Annotated in this window: 15 protein-coding genes; all 15 read left to right on the top strand. The window is 64.2% G+C overall.

Annotated elements, in window-relative coordinates; all coding sequences use genetic code 11:
- Positions 1-12 precede the first annotated feature (12 nt).
- The 15 genes from EAH73_RS01770 to EAH73_RS01705 all read left to right on the top strand — a co-directional run bounded on the left by EAH73_RS01770 (position 13) and on the right by EAH73_RS01705 (position 15,991).
- Positions 13-3,156 carry an SGNH/GDSL hydrolase family protein gene (locus EAH73_RS01770; RefSeq protein ID WP_140464618.1) on the top strand — a complete coding sequence of 1,048 codons (3,144 nt, stop codon included), beginning with the start codon at positions 13-15 and terminating at the stop codon, positions 3,154-3,156.
- 57 nt (positions 3,157-3,213) lie between these two features.
- Complete coding sequence (locus tag EAH73_RS01765; protein ID WP_140464616.1) at positions 3,214-4,242, top strand: SGNH/GDSL hydrolase family protein; 1,029 nt, start codon at positions 3,214-3,216, stop codon at positions 4,240-4,242.
- A 19-nt stretch (positions 4,243-4,261) separates the two neighbouring features.
- Complete coding sequence (locus tag EAH73_RS23825; protein WP_262711068.1) at positions 4,262-4,396, top strand: hypothetical protein; 135 nt, start codon at positions 4,262-4,264, stop codon at positions 4,394-4,396.
- Between the two features lie 88 nt (positions 4,397-4,484).
- A complete protein-coding gene (locus EAH73_RS01760; RefSeq protein ID WP_140464614.1) occupies positions 4,485-5,858 on the top strand; it encodes a S49 family peptidase in 1,374 nt (457 codons plus the stop codon).
- Positions 5,859-5,922: 64 nt separating this feature from the next.
- The gene (locus EAH73_RS01755; protein WP_140464612.1) at positions 5,923-6,924 is read left to right on the top strand and encodes a hypothetical protein; all 1,002 of its coding nucleotides are present in this window, start codon (positions 5,923-5,925) and stop codon (positions 6,922-6,924) included.
- A gap of 91 nt (positions 6,925-7,015) precedes the next feature.
- Positions 7,016-7,471 (top strand): hypothetical protein, encoded by a 456-nt coding sequence (locus EAH73_RS01750; protein WP_140464610.1) that lies wholly within the window; start codon positions 7,016-7,018, stop codon positions 7,469-7,471.
- Positions 7,472-7,527: 56 nt separating this feature from the next.
- Positions 7,528-8,073: a hypothetical protein gene (locus EAH73_RS01745; RefSeq protein WP_140464608.1), complete on the top strand. Its 546-nt coding sequence runs from the start codon at positions 7,528-7,530 to the stop codon at positions 8,071-8,073.
- 302 nt (positions 8,074-8,375) lie between these two features.
- Entirely contained in the window at positions 8,376-8,975 is a 600-nt protein-coding gene (locus EAH73_RS01740) for a hypothetical protein (protein WP_140464606.1), read from the top strand.
- Between the two features lie 4 nt (positions 8,976-8,979).
- Positions 8,980-10,260, top strand: coding sequence for a DNA modification methylase (locus EAH73_RS01735; protein WP_140464604.1), 1,281 nt, complete (start codon positions 8,980-8,982; stop codon positions 10,258-10,260).
- Positions 10,232-10,903 (top strand): hypothetical protein, encoded by a 672-nt coding sequence (locus tag EAH73_RS01730; RefSeq protein WP_140464602.1) that lies wholly within the window; start codon positions 10,232-10,234, stop codon positions 10,901-10,903. The genes EAH73_RS01735 and EAH73_RS01730 overlap by 29 nt, the downstream gene beginning before the upstream one ends.
- Entirely contained in the window at positions 10,900-12,591 is a 1,692-nt protein-coding gene (locus EAH73_RS01725; protein WP_140464600.1) for a hypothetical protein, read from the top strand. Before EAH73_RS01730 ends, EAH73_RS01725 begins: the two co-directional genes overlap by 4 nt.
- Positions 12,592-12,895: 304 nt before the next feature.
- Positions 12,896-13,273, top strand: coding sequence for a hypothetical protein (locus EAH73_RS01720; RefSeq protein WP_140464599.1), 378 nt, complete (start codon positions 12,896-12,898; stop codon positions 13,271-13,273).
- Positions 13,273-14,655, top strand: coding sequence for a hypothetical protein (locus tag EAH73_RS01715; RefSeq protein WP_140464597.1), 1,383 nt, complete (start codon positions 13,273-13,275; stop codon positions 14,653-14,655). The genes EAH73_RS01720 and EAH73_RS01715 overlap by 1 nt, the downstream gene beginning before the upstream one ends.
- Positions 14,656-14,657: 2 nt before the next feature.
- On the top strand, positions 14,658-15,680 hold the full coding sequence (locus tag EAH73_RS01710) for a DUF6712 family protein (protein ID WP_140464596.1): 1,023 nt from the start codon (positions 14,658-14,660) through the stop codon (positions 15,678-15,680).
- Positions 15,680-15,991, top strand: a complete 312-nt coding sequence (locus EAH73_RS01705; protein ID WP_140464594.1) for a hypothetical protein — start codon at positions 15,680-15,682, stop codon at positions 15,989-15,991. The genes EAH73_RS01710 and EAH73_RS01705 overlap by 1 nt, the downstream gene beginning before the upstream one ends.
- The last annotated feature ends 9 nt before the right edge of the window (positions 15,992-16,000 follow it).

The raw sequence follows: 16,000 nt of genomic DNA, 5'->3' as shown, positions 1-16,000 counted from the left end.
GCTATCGACTATATGTTACCCGAAGAATTCTCCAGCAAGTACCAGGCGGTGTTCGCCGACAACGAGTTTCAAAACATCACTGAGGCCACGTTCCGGGCCTTCGCGGAGGATATCCGGGCCACCTTCGCCCCGGCCGGGGCCCAGGGCACGCTCGACGAAGCCGGCCGCCTGCGCCTCTTCCGCGGCACCAGCGACGTGCCCCAGCCCGTCACGCAGGATTGCTTCTACCTGGTCGATAAGCGCCGCATCGTGCGGGCCAAGTCCTCGTTCAACGCCTCCGTGGCACCGACCGGCAACACGGCCTATTGGGAAGTGGTGCTGGAGGTGCCGGCCGCGGTGCAGGTGCTCGACACCACCGGCACGAGCACGGTGGCCACCATGTCGCAGCGCGTGCTCAGCGAGATGCTGGCCGCCGTGGGCTACACCCCGATTGCCCTGAACGAGTTCGGCATTCACCCCGCCCTGCCCACGCGCCGCAGCTTCGAGGAGTTCATGATGCGCAAGGTGATGGGCCTGGGCACCACGGTCGCGCCCGGGGCCCCAGCCAATGGCTTCGTGAACGACGAGGCCAATACCTTCTCCTTCGACGTGGTGCCCGGCTACGAAACCCTGGAGGAGTACGAGGCCACGGGCTTCCCGCTGCTCACCGGCTTCCAGCCCCTCACCAGCCAGAACGCCTACCTGCTGGCCAAGCGCATCTACATCCGCGGCTTGGCCGGCACGATTGAAATCGGGGCCGTGGCCGTGCGCGTCGCCGAGAGCGGCAGCCGGCCGGCCGGCGGCGTGCTCCGGAGCACCGAGCGCTTCACCGGCCCGGCCGTGGTGGCCAACGCCGCCCCCGACGTGACCATCAGCAGCCCCGCCCCGGGCGTGCTGGTGACGGCTGGGGCCACGCTGGCCCTGGTGGCGGTGGCCACCGACGACAAGGCCGTGCAGTCGCTGCAGTGGCTCAACGCCGTGGGCGGCGTAATTGCCCTGGGCGTCAAGAACGGCAACCAGTACTCGGCCAGCATGACCGTGCCGAGTACGGCCGGTGGCTTCCCCATCACGGCCAAGGCCATCGATGCCGAGGGACTCTTCACGACGGCCGAAGTAACGGTCACGATTCAGGCCGCGACTACCACGCCCGATCCTACCATCACGCCGGACGCGCCGGACGTGGCCTTCGACGTCACCTCGCGCATCCTCTCGGCCTCGCACCCGAGCTACGGCACGGCCGACCTGGAGTATCGCCACGGCGGTACGGGCACTGTGCTGGCCTACGCCGCCATCGGCGTGGATAGCGGGGCCCACGCCGCCAGCGAGTGGCAGTACCGCGTGAAGGCCGCCACCGGCCGCACCGCCAGCATCTGGGCCGGTAGCCCGTCCATTGCCGCCGTCGCCGTCAACCAGCTGCCGGTGGCCAATGCCGGTAGCGACACTACGGTGCAGCTGCCCACCAACGCCGCGCAGCTGCAAGGCAGTGGCAGTGACCCTGACCCAGGCGACACCATCACGTACTCTTGGAGCCAGAGCAGCGGGCCCAACAGCGCCACCTTCAGCAGTAAAACCGTGGCCACGCCCACGGTGAGCGGGCTGATTGCCGGTGCCTACACCTTCCACCTCATCACCACCGACAACCACGGTGCGGTATCGCTGGATGATGCCGTACTGGTGACGGTCAACGCGGCAGCAGTTGCCGGCCGCAAATTGCTGATCGGCACCGGCGACAGCACCATGCGCGACACCAACACGCCGGGGGCCACCACGGGCTACACCGGCAACACCGGGCCGGGCTGGTGGGACGTCATGGTTGATCGCCTGGCATTGGACAGCGCCTGGGAAACGGTGAACCTGGGCTATGCGGGCAAATCGCCCGGCTGGGTGTTGACCAACCGGCTCGACGAGTTGAAGGGCTACCTGGACTTTAGCAAGTACTCGCAGGTCATCGTGGTGCTGGGCTTCCCGGGCGGCAACGGCATCACCAACCAGTTTGGCCGGAGCGCGGCGCAGGAGGTGGCCGACCTGAAAGCCTTGGCCCAGGCGGCGAAGAGCGTGAACGCAGCCAAGACCCGGACGGTGCCCATCCCCTACGTCAACCGCAACGACAGCTACGCGATTGCCACCCAAGACGCCACCCGTCAAAACGTTAACACCGGCATTCAGAACGACAACAGCGGCGATTTCGACGTCAAGCCGCTGGCCAGCAGCCAGCTGCGCGTGTTCCAATCCAGCTACCCCACGGACCCGACCTTCAGCTATGACGGGGTGCACTTTACGGGGTCGGGCGGAACCAACGGGCACGGCGGGGCGGGCGTCGTAGGGGAACTGGCCGCCCAGGGCGTGGCCCAGGCGGCGGGCCTAACGCTGGCCAACCCGGCCTACCGGCAAAACTTGGATTACGCGCCCCCAACCACCACGCCACCCGAGGACGGCAGCGGTGCCGGGCCCTACTACGCGGCCAAAACCAGCGCCAACAACAAATACATCGAACTGGCCAACAGCGTGGGTCTGGCAACCAGCGCCTTTTTCATGTCCGGCGTGTTCACGATTTCGAACTACACCCAATTGTCCATGGTGCTGGCGGGCATTTTGCGCGTGCAGAACGGCGACGACTCCACGGCCGGCTTCTTTATCTACGAGCCGGTAGGTGGAAGTGCTGAGCGGGTGCTGCGCGCGTCGTATCGCACGAATCAAGGACAACGGTTTGACGACAGTTTGGGCGTGACCCTAGCCCTGAACAAGCCCTACTGGTTGGCCATTAAGGCCGTAATCGGCCAGCCTGTTAAGGCCTGGATTGGGGACGTGAACGCGGGCACGCTCACGCCCTACGCGCCCAACGGCACGGTGCTGGCCGGGGCCTTGCAGGCCAGCACCGTGCCGCTAATGATTGGCGCGGGCTATTTCCAGGATGGCACAACGCGCATCGGCTTTGTAGATCAAACAGTGCAAGACTTCATTTTCTCCAAGGACGAGGTCACGGACGAACAAGTGGACCACGCCTTCTCCACCACCGGCGGCAAGCGCCGGGGCCAGCTCAAGGCTGACGGCGGCGCTTTCAACCTGAGCACGCCCGGCCTGATTGCCGTCAGCTCGCTGCTCAGTACCTCGCAAAACGCGACCAGTTGGGGCAACCTGGTGGATAGCACGCGAGGTTTCTCGCTTAAAAACGGCTAATAAAACAGACCCCGCCCCATCCGGCGGGGTTTGTTTTGCCGCCCGTACTTTCGAGCCATGAAAACAGTTCTGGGTATATCGGTGCTTGCCACCTTGTTATTTGTTGGCTGTCACCGGGCACCCGACGTAGTGCCGGCAGCCGCTCAGTATTACTACAACGGCACCGGACAGGCGCCCAGCGCTGCCCGGCACGATCCGCTGGCCGCCTACCTGGTGCAAACCCCAGCCGCCACGTTGGACATCACCGCCAAAACCACCTACGTGGACCCGTTCACCGTGGGTGCCAGCATCACGGCTTCGGTGGATGGGCGAGCCGACACCACCTTCGCCCTGCTGGCCAGCGCCGACGAGCAGCATTTTCTTTTGCGTTTGCCGGGCAGCGGCCCGCACGAAGTTGAGCTGGTGGAAGGGGCGCAAATTCGGCCCAATGAGCAGGGCCCCGTATTGTTTACCAGCATTACGGGCGTGTCGGTGCCGAGAGGCCAGGCGCTTACAGTGGTGCCCCTGCGCCGCACTACAGAAGGAATTGTGGTGTTTGGCGACTCGCGCACGGTGGGCGGGGCCGGCACCCGCACCAGCCGCGACGCCTGGCCAGTGCAACTGCGCCACCTACGCCGGGCAGACGTTTACGTGACAGGTTACGCCAGCCTTCAGCTTGGGGCTCACCTGGGCACCGCTGCCCGCCAAGACAGCCTCACGCACGAAATCAGCCAGCGCTTGGCCCCGTACACAGTCAAAACGCTGTGGCTCGAAGCAGGCGTAAACGATTACCTGAGCGCCACTTACTCACCGGACCAGCTGACGGCGTACTACCGGCAATGGTTACCCAAAGTGCGGGCAGCCATCCCCGGCGTACGGGTGTACCTGCAAACCGATTTATGGAAGAGAGGAGAGCAGGCAAATAAACTGGGCTTCAGCTTGCCACAATACCGGGTGGGTGAGGAAGCCGGGGCCAGTGCAGATGCGGTAGTTGTTGACGGCCGGGCCCTGGCTGACTCCACTACATTACAGGACGGCGTGCACCAAACCGCAGCAGGTGACGCAGGTATTGCCCGGAAGGTGAACGCCGTATTGGGCCCGCGCTAAAACCGAACACCGCACTGCTATGCCCAAGCGCCGCAATAAATCACGAAGCAAGTTCCGTTCCTGGCTGCGCAAAGGATGGGTGCAGGACAGTTGGCTGCCTTTGCTGCTTCTGTTGGCGCTGCTGGTGGCTGTGTGGTTGGTATCGAAAAAGTAAAAAGGCCCCGCCCCATCCGGCGGGGCTTTTTTGTGTCCTTTTCGCCGCTGGGCCGCGCCGGCAGCTTTGCATCATTCAATCCTGAACGATGCTCCTCAACTCCAACCTCGCGGCGATGCTCCAGGCCCCCTTCCTCGTCGAAGGCCAGGCCCTGCAGCTGGTGTACGCCGAAGTCGCCCAGCTGCTCAACGGCCTCGCCGGTGGGGCCCCGGTCCCAACCGCCGACGCCAAGCCGCCGCAGTACTTCGCCATCACGCCGCACGCCGCGGCCCTGGGCATGATGGGCTACAACGCCCTGGACGAAGTGCCCGCCGGCTCGATTGCCGTGCACACGGTGGCCGGCGTGATGATGCCCGAGGACGGCTACTACTCGCTGGGCACCAAGAGCATCGGCCAGCGCATGAAGCAGGCCGATGCGCACGAGAACATCGTGGCGCACGTCGGCGTGTTCCGCACCCCGGGCGGCTCCACGAGCGGCCTGGAGGACTTCGCCGCCACCATTTCCGGCACCCAGAAGCCGTTCGTATCCTTCGTGCAGCAGGGCTGCTCGGCCGGTTACTGGAGCGCCTGCAGCGGCAACGTGGTGATGGTGGCCGGGCGCACGGCGATGCTCGGCTCCATCGGTACGATGGCCGAATTCCTGGACTTCACGGGCTACTTCGAGAAGATGGGCATCAAGCAGGTGACGGGCTACGCCACCCTGAGCACCAATAAGAACGCCTCGTTCAAGGCCGCCATCGAAGGCGACCTCAAGCCGCTCCAGAAGGAGATTCTGGACCCGCTGAACGAAGTCTTCCTGAGCACCGTGCTGGCCAACCGCGACGGTAAAATCGACCCTAAGCAGCAGAAAAACGTGCTCAGCGGCTCGGTCTTCATTGGTCAGGCCAACATCGACAACGGCCTGGCCGACGTGATGGGCACGCTCGACGACGCCATTGCCCTGGCCCAGCAGCTGGCCGACGAGGCCGATACTTCCACCAACTCCTCTTCAACCCAAAATTCTATGTCGCTTTTCAGTAAAAAACTCACCCTCGGGGCCGCTGCTTTCGCCCTCGTCAGCGCCGAAACCATCACGCCTGAGCAGGCCGCCGCCGCCAATCAGGAGCTGACCGATGCCGGCGTTACCGGCGCTCAGCTCATCACCGAGGCCGCCTTCAACGACCTGACAGCCAAAGCCGGCCGCGTTGACGCCGCCGAAACTACCGCCATCGAGGCCGCTGCCAAGGTGACGGAACTCACGGCCGCCAACACTCAGCTCACCACCGACCTGGCCACGGCCAACGCCTCGCTGGTTGCCCTGGGCAAGGTGCCCGGCGCTGCTCACTCCAACCCCGCCCTGGGTGCTGGCCAGACCGACATCAACACCGAGGCGACCGACGAGAACCAGAAGGCCATCGACGAGATGCCCCACAACTCGGCGCTCGACAACCACCCGCTTTTCGGCAAACGCATCCCCGTCTAGCCCCGACCGGCTGGCGTGAATCCACCTTCTACTTCTCCATTTTTCATCTCTTTACTATCCTCTGATGCTCACTATTGAAGCCATCTTAGCAGAATACGGCCGCTACTACATTGCTGGTGGCCAAAACGTTGCTCGCTTGATTCAGCGCGCCTACATCGCGGCTCAGACGGAATCGCTCTTCGGCTCCATCGTGACCGACGACACGCAGTTCCGCATGGCCAAGACCGAATTGGGCCGCATCCTGCAGGCGTTCCAGCCCGGCTGGACCCCGCTGGGCGAGCTGAAGGTTAGCCCCGTTGTGCTCTCGCAGTTCCCCATGAAGGTGGACCTGGAAATGAGCCCCGACGCCCTGGAGGCCTCGTGGTTGGGCTTCCTGACCGACAACAACCTCGACCGCGCCCAGTGGCCGGTGATCCGCTGGTTGATCGAAGCCCACATCCTGCCCCAGGTGCAGGAAGATTACGAGCTGAACGAGGTGTACTTCGGCAAGTTCGTGGCCCCCACCACGGGCGTGGCCTCTGCTGCCGGCACGTCGATGAACGGCATCCGCACCATCATCAACGCCGGTGTGACCGCTGGCCGCATCAGCCCCATCGCCCTGGGCGCCATCCCTGCGGATGCCGCTGCCTTCTGCGATTACGTGGAGGCCTTCACCCGCGGTTTCGACATCCGCTACAAGGGCCGCCCCATGCCGGTGTGCATGAACACGACCCTGGCCGAGCGTTACGCCCGGGGCCGCCAGGCCAAGTACGGCCGCGATTCCAACTTCACCAGCGTTAAGCCGATCATCGCGGGCAACGGCGACGAAATCGTGCAGATTCCGGTGGAGTTCACCCAGCACACCGTGGTGGGCCTGCCCAGCATGGGGGCCTCGTCGAAGCTGTGGGCTACCCCGGCCGACAACCGCAAGAAGCTGGCGAAGAAGTCGGTAAACGAGAAGATGGTGCGCGTCGAAAGCGCCAAGCGTGAGGTGGCCATCTTCACCGATTTCTACAAAGGCGTGGGCTTCCCGCTGGAGCAGGCCGTTTTCACCAACGACCTGGACCTGGGCGCCACGGTCCAATAAGCCAACCAATACCCGCCGGCCGGCGCCCTACCCAGGGCGCCGGCTTTGGTGGTGCCAACCCATTCATTTCATCACTTTTATTTCTCTAATCGTGGCCAAAGAACTCACCGCTGAAGAGCAAATCGCTGCCCTCAGCAAGCAGGTTGCCGACCTGAATACCAAATCGGACCAGAAAGACCGCACCATCCAGGAGCAAAAAGGCAAACTGGAAACCCAAGGCAAAGACCTGGCCCAGGTGTCCAAGGAGCGCGACCAGGCGAATTCCACCGTGAGCGAAAAGGTCGACACCATCCGCCGCTTGGAAGAGGAGGCAGAGGCTAACGAGCAGGTAATTGCCGGCCACGAGGCCCGCTTGCGCGCCGCTGAAGCTGCCGGTGACGGCAGCATCGTGGTGAGCCACCAGGACAAGCTCTACCGCGTGCTCGTGCCCAAGTTTCAGTTCGAAGGCCAGCACGTTAAGGCCGAGTCGTTGGCCAGCGATGCGAGCCTGGTCGCCAAACTGGTGGAAGCCGGTTCGGGTGTGCTGGAGCTGGTGGAAGGCAAATAGCCCCCTGAAGCATCAATAGACTGACAATTATTCCATCATCGTTTTAACTATTCCCTATGGATACGTTTGAATTAAGCCGGCTCGAAGGCCCGAACGGCTCGGATAACACGCCCGGCCTGCTGGGCTATGTGTACTTGGCCCTGGAGCGCGACTTCCTCAAAATCGCTAAGGCCCCCAAAACCGGCACCAAGCCCGGCGATACGGCCGTCATCATCGAGAAGCACACCTTCAAAACGGGCAAAGGCTTCGTGAAGACGTACATCACGTTGGACTCGAACACCCTGAAAGCTGGCCTGGTAGGCGAGCGCGACGGCAAGGGCTACAAGCTCAACTTCGAGGGCTTCTTGCCCGGCAATAAGGCCGAGGTGCTGGAGTTCGCCCGCGTAGTGAAGAACCTGGGCCTGATCATGCTGGTGCCCGATGCCGATGGCACGTACATCCAGGTGGGCAGCGAGGGCCTGCCCGTAGAGCTGGCACCGGACTTCGATTCGGGCAAGCTCTCCAGCGGTCGTCGGGGCTTCATGATCAAAGGCGAGGCCTACGGCAACGGCATTTACATCTACGCCGGTGACGTGACCGAGAAGCCGGAGCCTGCTGTTTAAGCTATGGGTGCTAAATCTCCCCAGCTGCTCCCGGAAGTAGCCGCGAAGTTCCGTTGTACGGTCGTCCCATGCAGGATCGAAATTCAACGGCTCGGGCGCAAGATTGACTTGTGCACGCTGACCCTGGCCGAAGCGGAGGAGCTGGTGAAAGACCCGAAGTTCACCTACTTAATCCCGATTCGAAAGCGAAGCAAGGCGGTGCAATAAAGTACGATGAACCCAGGGAAAAGGGCCCGCTGCACTGCGCAGTGGGCCCTTTTTACGTCCTTTCCGCCCGAGGCAGTCGCCGGCAACTTCGCTTCATGGAAACTGCCGCAATCACCGCCTGGCTGGCCTCGGATCAACCCTACGCCGCGGGCGTGGCCTTCTACGCTGCCCACGGCACCAACCCCACCTACCAGCGCCTCTTCAGCCTGGGCGAGACGCCCTACAGCCGCCAGGTGCTGGCGCGTGAGCTGGCCGCCCTGGTAGGGCCCCAACCCGTCCTGGCACCGGTGGTGCCACCGCCAGTGGCTTCGGCACCTGCCCCGGGCCCCGAGTCGCCCTTGCTGGCCGACCTGCGCCAGCAGCGGCGCGAATGCTACGACGCCCGCAGCCTGAGCCACGCCCAGCTGACGGCCCCGCGCGTGGGCCCCACGGCCCGCCTCGAGCTGGCCTTCCGCGTGCTCATGCTCACCGACCACATCACAGAGCTAACGGCCCAGGAGGCGCACGTGCTGGCGCACGGCCGCCTGCCGGGCCCAGTGCCCACGGCCGACGTGAGCGACGCCGGCACCCTGCGTCAGCGCCTGGCCAACCTGCGCAGCCGCCGCTCGAAGCTGCGCGCCCGCCCCGACCGCGCCGATGCCCTGGCCGCCGTCGACGAAGAAATCGCCCTTATCCAATTAAAACTTCAATCCTAAGTCCGTGAATCCTATCGAATTATTGCCCCTGGAATGGCACAATGCTCAACGCCGCGTGCGTGAGCTGGTGCCGCTGAGCTACAACCCCCGCACCCTCACCGAGGAGGGCCGCGCCCGCCTGACCCGCAGCATTCAGAAGTTCAACCTGGCCGAAGTGCCGGCCGTGAACCTCGACAACGTGGTGCTGGCCGGCCACCAGCGCCTGGCCGTGCTACTGGACCTGGGCCGCGGCGACGAACTCATCGACGTGCGCATGCCCAACCGCCAGCTCACGAAAGACGAGCTCGACGAGTACAACGTCGTGAGCAACGTCGGTGCCGGCGTCTGGGACTACCAGAGCCTGCTCGATAACTTCAGCCACCTCGACCTGGCCAGCCTCATGGACGCGCCCGCGCTGGAGGACCTGGCCCGCCTGAGCGCCTCGCTGCTGCCGCCCGCTGAAGAGGAGGAATTCGACCCCACGCCGCCCGCGGTGCCGCAATCGGTGCTGGGCGACGTGTACGAGTTTCACTCCGATGGCCTGGGCCTGGTGCACCGCCTGGTGTGTGGCTCCAGCACCGATTCCGACGTCGTGGCCCGCGCAGTGGGCGAGGGCGTGCTCATCGACCTGGTCAACACCGACCCGCCCTACAACGTGGCCTACCAGGGCAAAACCAAGGATGCGCTCACCATCCAGAACGACGACATGGGCGACGGCGACTTCTACCAGTTCCTGCGCGACTTCTACACCAACTGCTACGCGTACATGCGGCCCGGGGCCCCGATTTACGTGTTTCACGCGGACAGCGAGGGGGCCAACTTCCGCCAGGCGTTCAAGGACGCGGAGCTGAAGCTGAGCCAGTGCCTGATCTGGGTGAAGCAAGCCTTCGTGATGGGCCGCCAGGACTTTCACTGGCAGCACGAGCCCATCTTGTACGGCTGGAAGGAGGGCGCGGCGCACACCTGGTGCTCCGACCGCAAGCAGACCACGGTGCTCCAATTCGACCGGCCCAGCCGCAACGCGGAGCACCCCACGATGAAGCCGCTCGACATCCTGGAGTACCTGGTGGAGTGCTCCAGCGAGCCCGGGGCCGTGTGCTTCGATGGCTTCGGGGGCTCGGGCTCGCTGCTGATCACCTGCGAGAAGGCTGGCCGCCAGGCGCGCGTGGTGGAGCTGGACCCCGCCTACGTCGACGTGCACGTGCGCCGCTACGCCCAGTTCATGCGCGATAACCAGCGCCGCTTCACCATCACGCTAAACGGGGAGGACCTGACCGATGAGCAACTCGCTGCCTTCCGTAACTAGCCTGCCGGGCTCCGACATGGTGCCCATGCCCACGGCCACGGCCGTGGAGCGCATTTTTGCGGCCTACCACGACGAAAACGGCCCCGGGCTCGAGGGGCTGAGCCACGCCGATAAGTTGGTGCACAGCCAGCTGGAGGCGGCCTACGGGCTGATCCTGAACTACCACTCCTTCGAGCAGGCTTGGCCGCTGATGGCGAAGCAATTCGGCATCAGTCGCCCCACGTGCTACCGCCGCCTGCGCGACGCCCAGAACCTGTTCGGCGACGTGAAAAAGGTGAAGAAGGAGGGCCGTAGGGCCGTGCTGCTGGAGTTTGCGCGCAAGCTGCTGCAGCTCTGCCTCACCATGCGCCCCCCGGACGTGAAAGGGGCCATGGCAGCCATGAAGTTCGAGGCCAACATCAGCGGCCTGCTGCGGGCTGACGCCCATGGTGAGGACGCCGGGCCAGGCTCAGGTAACACGTCCTACATCCTCAACCTGACGGTGGAGGGCCGTAAGCCGCGTCAGTTCGACCTCACGCGCCCCGAGGACATCAGCGACGCTGACTACGAGTTAATCGACCAGGCGGTGAGCGAAAACGTCGTCAGCCCGAACCAGATGGCCATTCTCATCGCCCAGGCGAAGGAAGGAGACGGCCGTCTATGATCAGCCAGGAGCAGCTCAAGTTCAACCAGCCCCAGCAGCGTTACATCACGGCGAGGGGCAAAAAGCAGGGTATTAGCATCTGGGGCCGCGGTACGGGCAAGTCCAGCATCATCGCCTGGGACATTCACCAGATTGTGACCACGATGCCCCGCAGCTGCTGGGTCATCGTGGGCTCGACCTACAAGCAAGTGCTCACGCGCACGCTGCCCTCGACGGTGGCGGGCCTCGAGCGCCTGGGCTACCGCCTGAACCGCGACTTCTACATCGGCCGCAAGCCGCCGCCCACCCTGAACTGGGACCGGCCCTACGAGGGCCCCCTGAGCTACGACCACTTCATTATTTTCAAGAACGGCACCGGGTTTCACCTGGTGTCGCTCGATGCCGGTGGGTCCGCCTCGCGCGGCCTGAACGTCGACGGCTTTATTGGCGACGAGGCCCTGCTGTTCGATAAAACCAAGCTCGATGCCGACTTGTCGGCCACGAACCGCGGCAACGGCCAGTATTTCGGCAAAAACCCGATGCACCACGGCGTTTTCCTCTTCAGCTCGATGCCCTGGGGCGATACGGGCCGCTGGCTGCTGGACAAGTCGAAATACTACGAAAACGAGGGTGTAAACTTGGAGGAGCGTCAAAACGCGCTGATCGACGCTCAGGTGCGCTTCCTGGACGCGCCCAGCGACGAGGAGAAGATGGAAATCTGGGCGCAGGAGGTGGTGCCGCTCATGAAGGCCGTGCGCTACTTTCCCAGCGCCGCCACCAAGGGCACGTTCTACTCGGAGGCCAACGCCTTCGATAACATCCAGAACCTGGGCCTGCAGTACATGCTCGACCAGCGGGCCTTCATGACGGACTTCACGTTCCAGATTGAAATGATGAACCGCCGCCCCACCACCGTGGAGGGCGGCTTCTATCCGCAGCTCAACCAGGCCCGCCACGTGGTGGAGTGCGCCGCCGATGATTTCGTGTTGGGCCTGGCCCTGGGCGATGAATTCGGCAAGGGCAAGGGCCTCAACCTCAAGAAGCTCACAGAGTTCAATGATAGCCGGGGGGACAGTGATTGCCGGGCCCATCAGTTTCTGCGCATATCGGTGGACTGGGGGGCTTCGATCATCACCATGGTGGTGGGCCAGCCCCACCTGGACAAGCGTGAATATCGGTTCCTGAAGGGGTTCTATGTCAAGCACCCGGGCTTCATCAACGACCTGGTCGACGCCGTTACGACCTACTACTCGACCCACTTGCGGCGTGAAATCCAGTTCCTGGCCGATGAGGAGCGGGGCGATGCCAAGCGCGAGGACAGTGAGTTTACCTTGAATGAGACCCTCATGCGGGCGTTTCAGAAGAAGGGCTGGCGCATCCAACGCTATGGCCTGGGCCGGGTATCGGGCCACTCCACGCGCTACCTGGTGGCCCAGGAGCTACTCGGGGAGCAGAACCCCAACCTGCTGCGCATTCGCTTCAACAAGGTGAACTGCAAGGACGTGGTCACGGCCATGCTGCTGGCTCCAGTGAGCCAGGACAGCAAGGGCCGCATCGTGAAGGTGAAGGCAAGCGAGAAGAAGAAGAGCTTCCCGCAAGAGAATGCCACGCACTTCACCGACAACGTGGACCTGCACCTGCTCAGCATCGGCACCGACATCGTCAATGCCGCGCCCGACTTCAACCTCATCGGCCTGCACAGCAGTTGAGCACTGAGCGACATCGATGTCGTCCAGTCACCAAGCCCCGGCCCACCAGCCGGGGCTTTTTGTTGGGGGCCCCCAGCAGATATGGTCCGAGGCACCCCCTGGCAATTGCCGACGGCCGACAGTGCAAGCTGGGGACGCGCGTTCGACTCGTGAGACGCTGAATCACCTTCGGCGGCTAAAAGCTGCGATTCCAGCGCGCCCGGGCACTTGTGATTGAGATTGAGATTTTATGCCTTTTCGGGGCTGCTGGGGCGGTTTTGTGTCCTTTCGCCTGCCTCGGCGGCGCGGGTACTTCGGCCTACCAATGAAAGCCGAAACCATCCGCCTTAAAGACGCCCTTGCCCTGCTCGACGGCCCCGCTCCGGTGGCCGTGCGCTGGGTCAAGTGCGACCGCCGCCGCAAAACCGGGGGCGATTTCGGGGCCCTGCCGGCCGCCCGCATCGGCCGCGGTACCCGCTCGGCCGCCGCGGCGCTCCGGGCCCCGCGCCAAGGCGAAGAATCGGCCGCCGACCGGGCCGCCGTGGCGGCCAGTGGCCTGGCGCCGGTGCCCGGGGCGGGCCCCAAGGACCCGGCCCACTGGGCCAACGCCACCCGAAACCTGGTCGATACCCGCACCGGGGCCCTCGTCAAAGTCCACATCTACCTGCTCGTGCACGTCGCGGGCCGCAAAGTCATAATCTGATGGAAGAAGTTGTATTCACCGGCCGCGGCCAACACGCTTACTTGCCCCGCTCGGGCTCGGTGGTGCGCCTGCACGGCGCGCTGGGGGCCGCCAGCGGCAGCGCCCAGGGCCCCGCGGCCGGCAAGCAGGACGGGGCCCCGGCCACCACGCCCATCGTGAAGGGTCAGAGCGGCCTGGTCGCGCCCTGGGGCGCGGCCAACGACTTCCCGCAGCAGGTGCTGGCCAAGATTTCGCTCAGCACCATCATCGGGCCGGTGCTCGACTGGAAAACCCGCGCCACCTACGGCAAGGGCATTGTCTACGGCAAGGTCATCGGCTACAAACCGGACGGCTCGGAGATATTCCAGCGATACAACGACCACGTGGTGCGCGAATTTTTCCGCAAATCCAACCTGGCGCGCTTCGGTTACGAGGGCCTGCAAGGCCTGCACTACTACGCCAACGCCTTCCCGGAGCTGATCCTCAGCCGCGACCGCAGCGAAATCACCAGCATCGCCATCCAGGACACGCCCTTCTGCCGCTACTCGGTGCAGGCGCCGGGCATGGCCGTGCCCGAGTGGGTGTACATCTCGGCCAACTGGCCCGACGCCCAGCCCGGCGACGGCTACACCGACCGCGTGCCGGTGCTCGACCCCTACTTCCGCGACGTGGAGGCCCTGCGCGCTGACACGCGCGGCTTCAAGTACATCTACCCGCTCTCGCTGCCCAGCCCCGGCCAAGCCCTCTACCAGCTGGCGGCCTGGAATCCCATCATCAAGTCGGGCTGGCTCGACGTGGCCTACGCCGTGCCCGAGTTCAAGAAGGCGCTGTTCAAAAACCAGCTCACCATCAAGTACCTGATCGAGGCCGACGTGCGCTACTGGGAGTGGAAGCACCCGGACTGGAAGGAGAAGACCGACGCCCAGCGCAAGCAGATCATCGGCGAAGAGCTGGAGGCCTTTGAGCGGACGATGGCCGGCACCGAGGGCGCCGGCAAGTCGATCATGACCATCACCATGCCCGACCCGCAGAACCCCGGGGCCACCATCAAGGCGTTCACAGTGAGCGCCATCGACGACAAAATCAAGTCGGGCCTCTACATCGAGGACTCCCAAGAGGCCAGCAGCCACGTGTACACCGCCCTGCAGGTGGACCCGACCCTGAGCGGCATCAGCCCCGGCAAGGGAATGGGCGCTGGCTCGGGCTCCGACAAGCGCGTGGCCTTCAACGCCTTCGTGGCTACCCACACCTTCCACCAGGACCTGCTGCTGGAGGTGCTCAACCTGGTGCGCGACTACAACGGCTGGGACCCCGAGCTGGAGTTCCGCTTCCTCAATCCGCAAATCGCCACCCTGGACGCCCCTACGGAAGTGCCGGCGGCCTCAACCCCCCCATCCGAGTAATTATGGCCCTGCTCAAAACCATCGACGAGCTGCGGCGCTACGTCGCCATCGACGCTTCCGACATTCCGCCCGCCATCGCGCTGGCCATCATAGAGGCCGAGGCTGACTGCCTGAGCCCGCTGCTGGGCTCCGCGCTGCAGGACTGGCTCCAGGTCGCCTACGACGCGCCGACGTTTGATCCTGATGCCCCTACGCCCGCCGCCCAGTTGCTGCGCCGGGTGCAGGGGGCGTTGGGCCGGCTCGGCACCGGCGTAGGACTGACGGGCCACCAGGTGAGCATTGACGCCACCGGCGTGCACATCATCGTTGGCGACACAATGAAGACCGCTTTCCAGTGGCAAGTGGTGCAGCGCCAGCAGCAGCTGCTGCGCCAAGGCCAGCGCGGCCTGGACGAAGTGGTGCAGTGGCTGGAGGACCACCGCGAGGATTCGGCAGAGCTACGGGACTGGGCCATTTCGCCCGCTGGCCGGCGCCACCGCCGCGAGCTGTTCACGTGCACCGCCGACTTCCAGGAGTACGAGAACATCTCCAACTCGCGCTTGGTGTTCGGGGCCCTGGGTCCGGTGCGCCGCCGCCTGGAGGCGTTCGAACTGGGCCCAGTACTGGGCCCCGACTTCTTGGCCGAGTTGCGCGACCAGGTGCGCGCTCGCAGCCTGACGTCGGACAACGAGAACCTGCTGCGCACCTACGTGTACCCGGCCCTGGCCAGCCTTACCATCGGCCATGCCGTGCCCGAGCTGGGCCTGGCCCTGAACGGCGACGGCATCGACCTCACCATTGCCCGCGTCGACGACAGCAATTCCAAGGAGGCCGACGCCGGCCTTGACCAGCTGCTGAGCACTAAAGCCAACGAGGCCCTGATGGCCGGGGCCCGCTACCTGCGCAACCTCACGTCCTACCTCGACCGCACGGCCTCGGCCACGCGCTTCGCTACCTACTTCAATTCCAGCGCTTACACCAACCCCAACACGCCAGTGCTGGAGCGCAACCGTCCCGACTCGCCCACTTACAAATTCTGCGGATAATGAACACCAACACGTGGATTCTGACCCTGCTCGGGAGCGTCGTGGTGGGCGTGATGGCCTGGCTGTTTCAGCGCGCCATCGCCGGCATCGACAAGAAAGCAGACGACAACTACGCCCTGACCAGCAAAACGATGGCCGTGGTGCAGGAGATGCGGGTGGAAATGACCGGCTACAACATGCTGGTGGAATACCTGAGCGGCGACGTGAAGGAGCTGAAATCTGAGAACCGCGTGCTGCGCGACGCCCACCACACTTTCGACAAATACATCGCCGTGCAGCAGGCATTAAAAACTACCCATTCACCCAATTAATAAATTATT

The organism is Hymenobacter nivis (genome assembly GCF_006439025.1).
GTDB classification, from domain to species: domain Bacteria; phylum Bacteroidota; class Bacteroidia; order Cytophagales; family Hymenobacteraceae; genus Hymenobacter; species Hymenobacter nivis_A.
The sequence above is the reverse complement of the archived record's forward strand: the minus strand, read 5'-3'. Positions and strand labels throughout refer to the sequence as shown.

What these genes read in the sequence shown, in the direction of transcription:
- EAH73_RS01755 (WP_140464612.1), top strand. Translation starts at nt 5,923, where the DNA reads ATGCTCACTATTGAAGCCATCTTAGCAGAATACGGCCGCTACTACATT.
- EAH73_RS23825 (WP_262711068.1), top strand. Translation starts at nt 4,262, where the DNA reads ATGCCCAAGCGCCGCAATAAATCACGAAGCAAGTTCCGTTCCTGGCTG.
- EAH73_RS01765 (WP_140464616.1), top strand. Translation starts at nt 3,214, where the DNA reads ATGAAAACAGTTCTGGGTATATCGGTGCTTGCCACCTTGTTATTTGTT.
- EAH73_RS01770 (WP_140464618.1), top strand. Translation starts at nt 13, where the DNA reads ATGTTACCCGAAGAATTCTCCAGCAAGTACCAGGCGGTGTTCGCCGAC.
- EAH73_RS01740 (WP_140464606.1), top strand. Translation starts at nt 8,376, where the DNA reads ATGGAAACTGCCGCAATCACCGCCTGGCTGGCCTCGGATCAACCCTAC.
- EAH73_RS01725 (WP_140464600.1), top strand. Translation starts at nt 10,900, where the DNA reads ATGATCAGCCAGGAGCAGCTCAAGTTCAACCAGCCCCAGCAGCGTTAC.
- EAH73_RS01705 (WP_140464594.1), top strand. Translation starts at nt 15,680, where the DNA reads ATGAACACCAACACGTGGATTCTGACCCTGCTCGGGAGCGTCGTGGTG.
- EAH73_RS01730 (WP_140464602.1), top strand. Translation starts at nt 10,232, where the DNA reads ATGAGCAACTCGCTGCCTTCCGTAACTAGCCTGCCGGGCTCCGACATG.
- EAH73_RS01720 (WP_140464599.1), top strand. Translation starts at nt 12,896, where the DNA reads ATGAAAGCCGAAACCATCCGCCTTAAAGACGCCCTTGCCCTGCTCGAC.
- EAH73_RS01745 (WP_140464608.1), top strand. Translation starts at nt 7,528, where the DNA reads ATGGATACGTTTGAATTAAGCCGGCTCGAAGGCCCGAACGGCTCGGAT.
- EAH73_RS01715 (WP_140464597.1), top strand. Translation starts at nt 13,273, where the DNA reads ATGGAAGAAGTTGTATTCACCGGCCGCGGCCAACACGCTTACTTGCCC.
- EAH73_RS01760 (WP_140464614.1), top strand. Translation starts at nt 4,485, where the DNA reads ATGCTCCTCAACTCCAACCTCGCGGCGATGCTCCAGGCCCCCTTCCTC.
- EAH73_RS01710 (WP_140464596.1), top strand. Translation starts at nt 14,658, where the DNA reads ATGGCCCTGCTCAAAACCATCGACGAGCTGCGGCGCTACGTCGCCATC.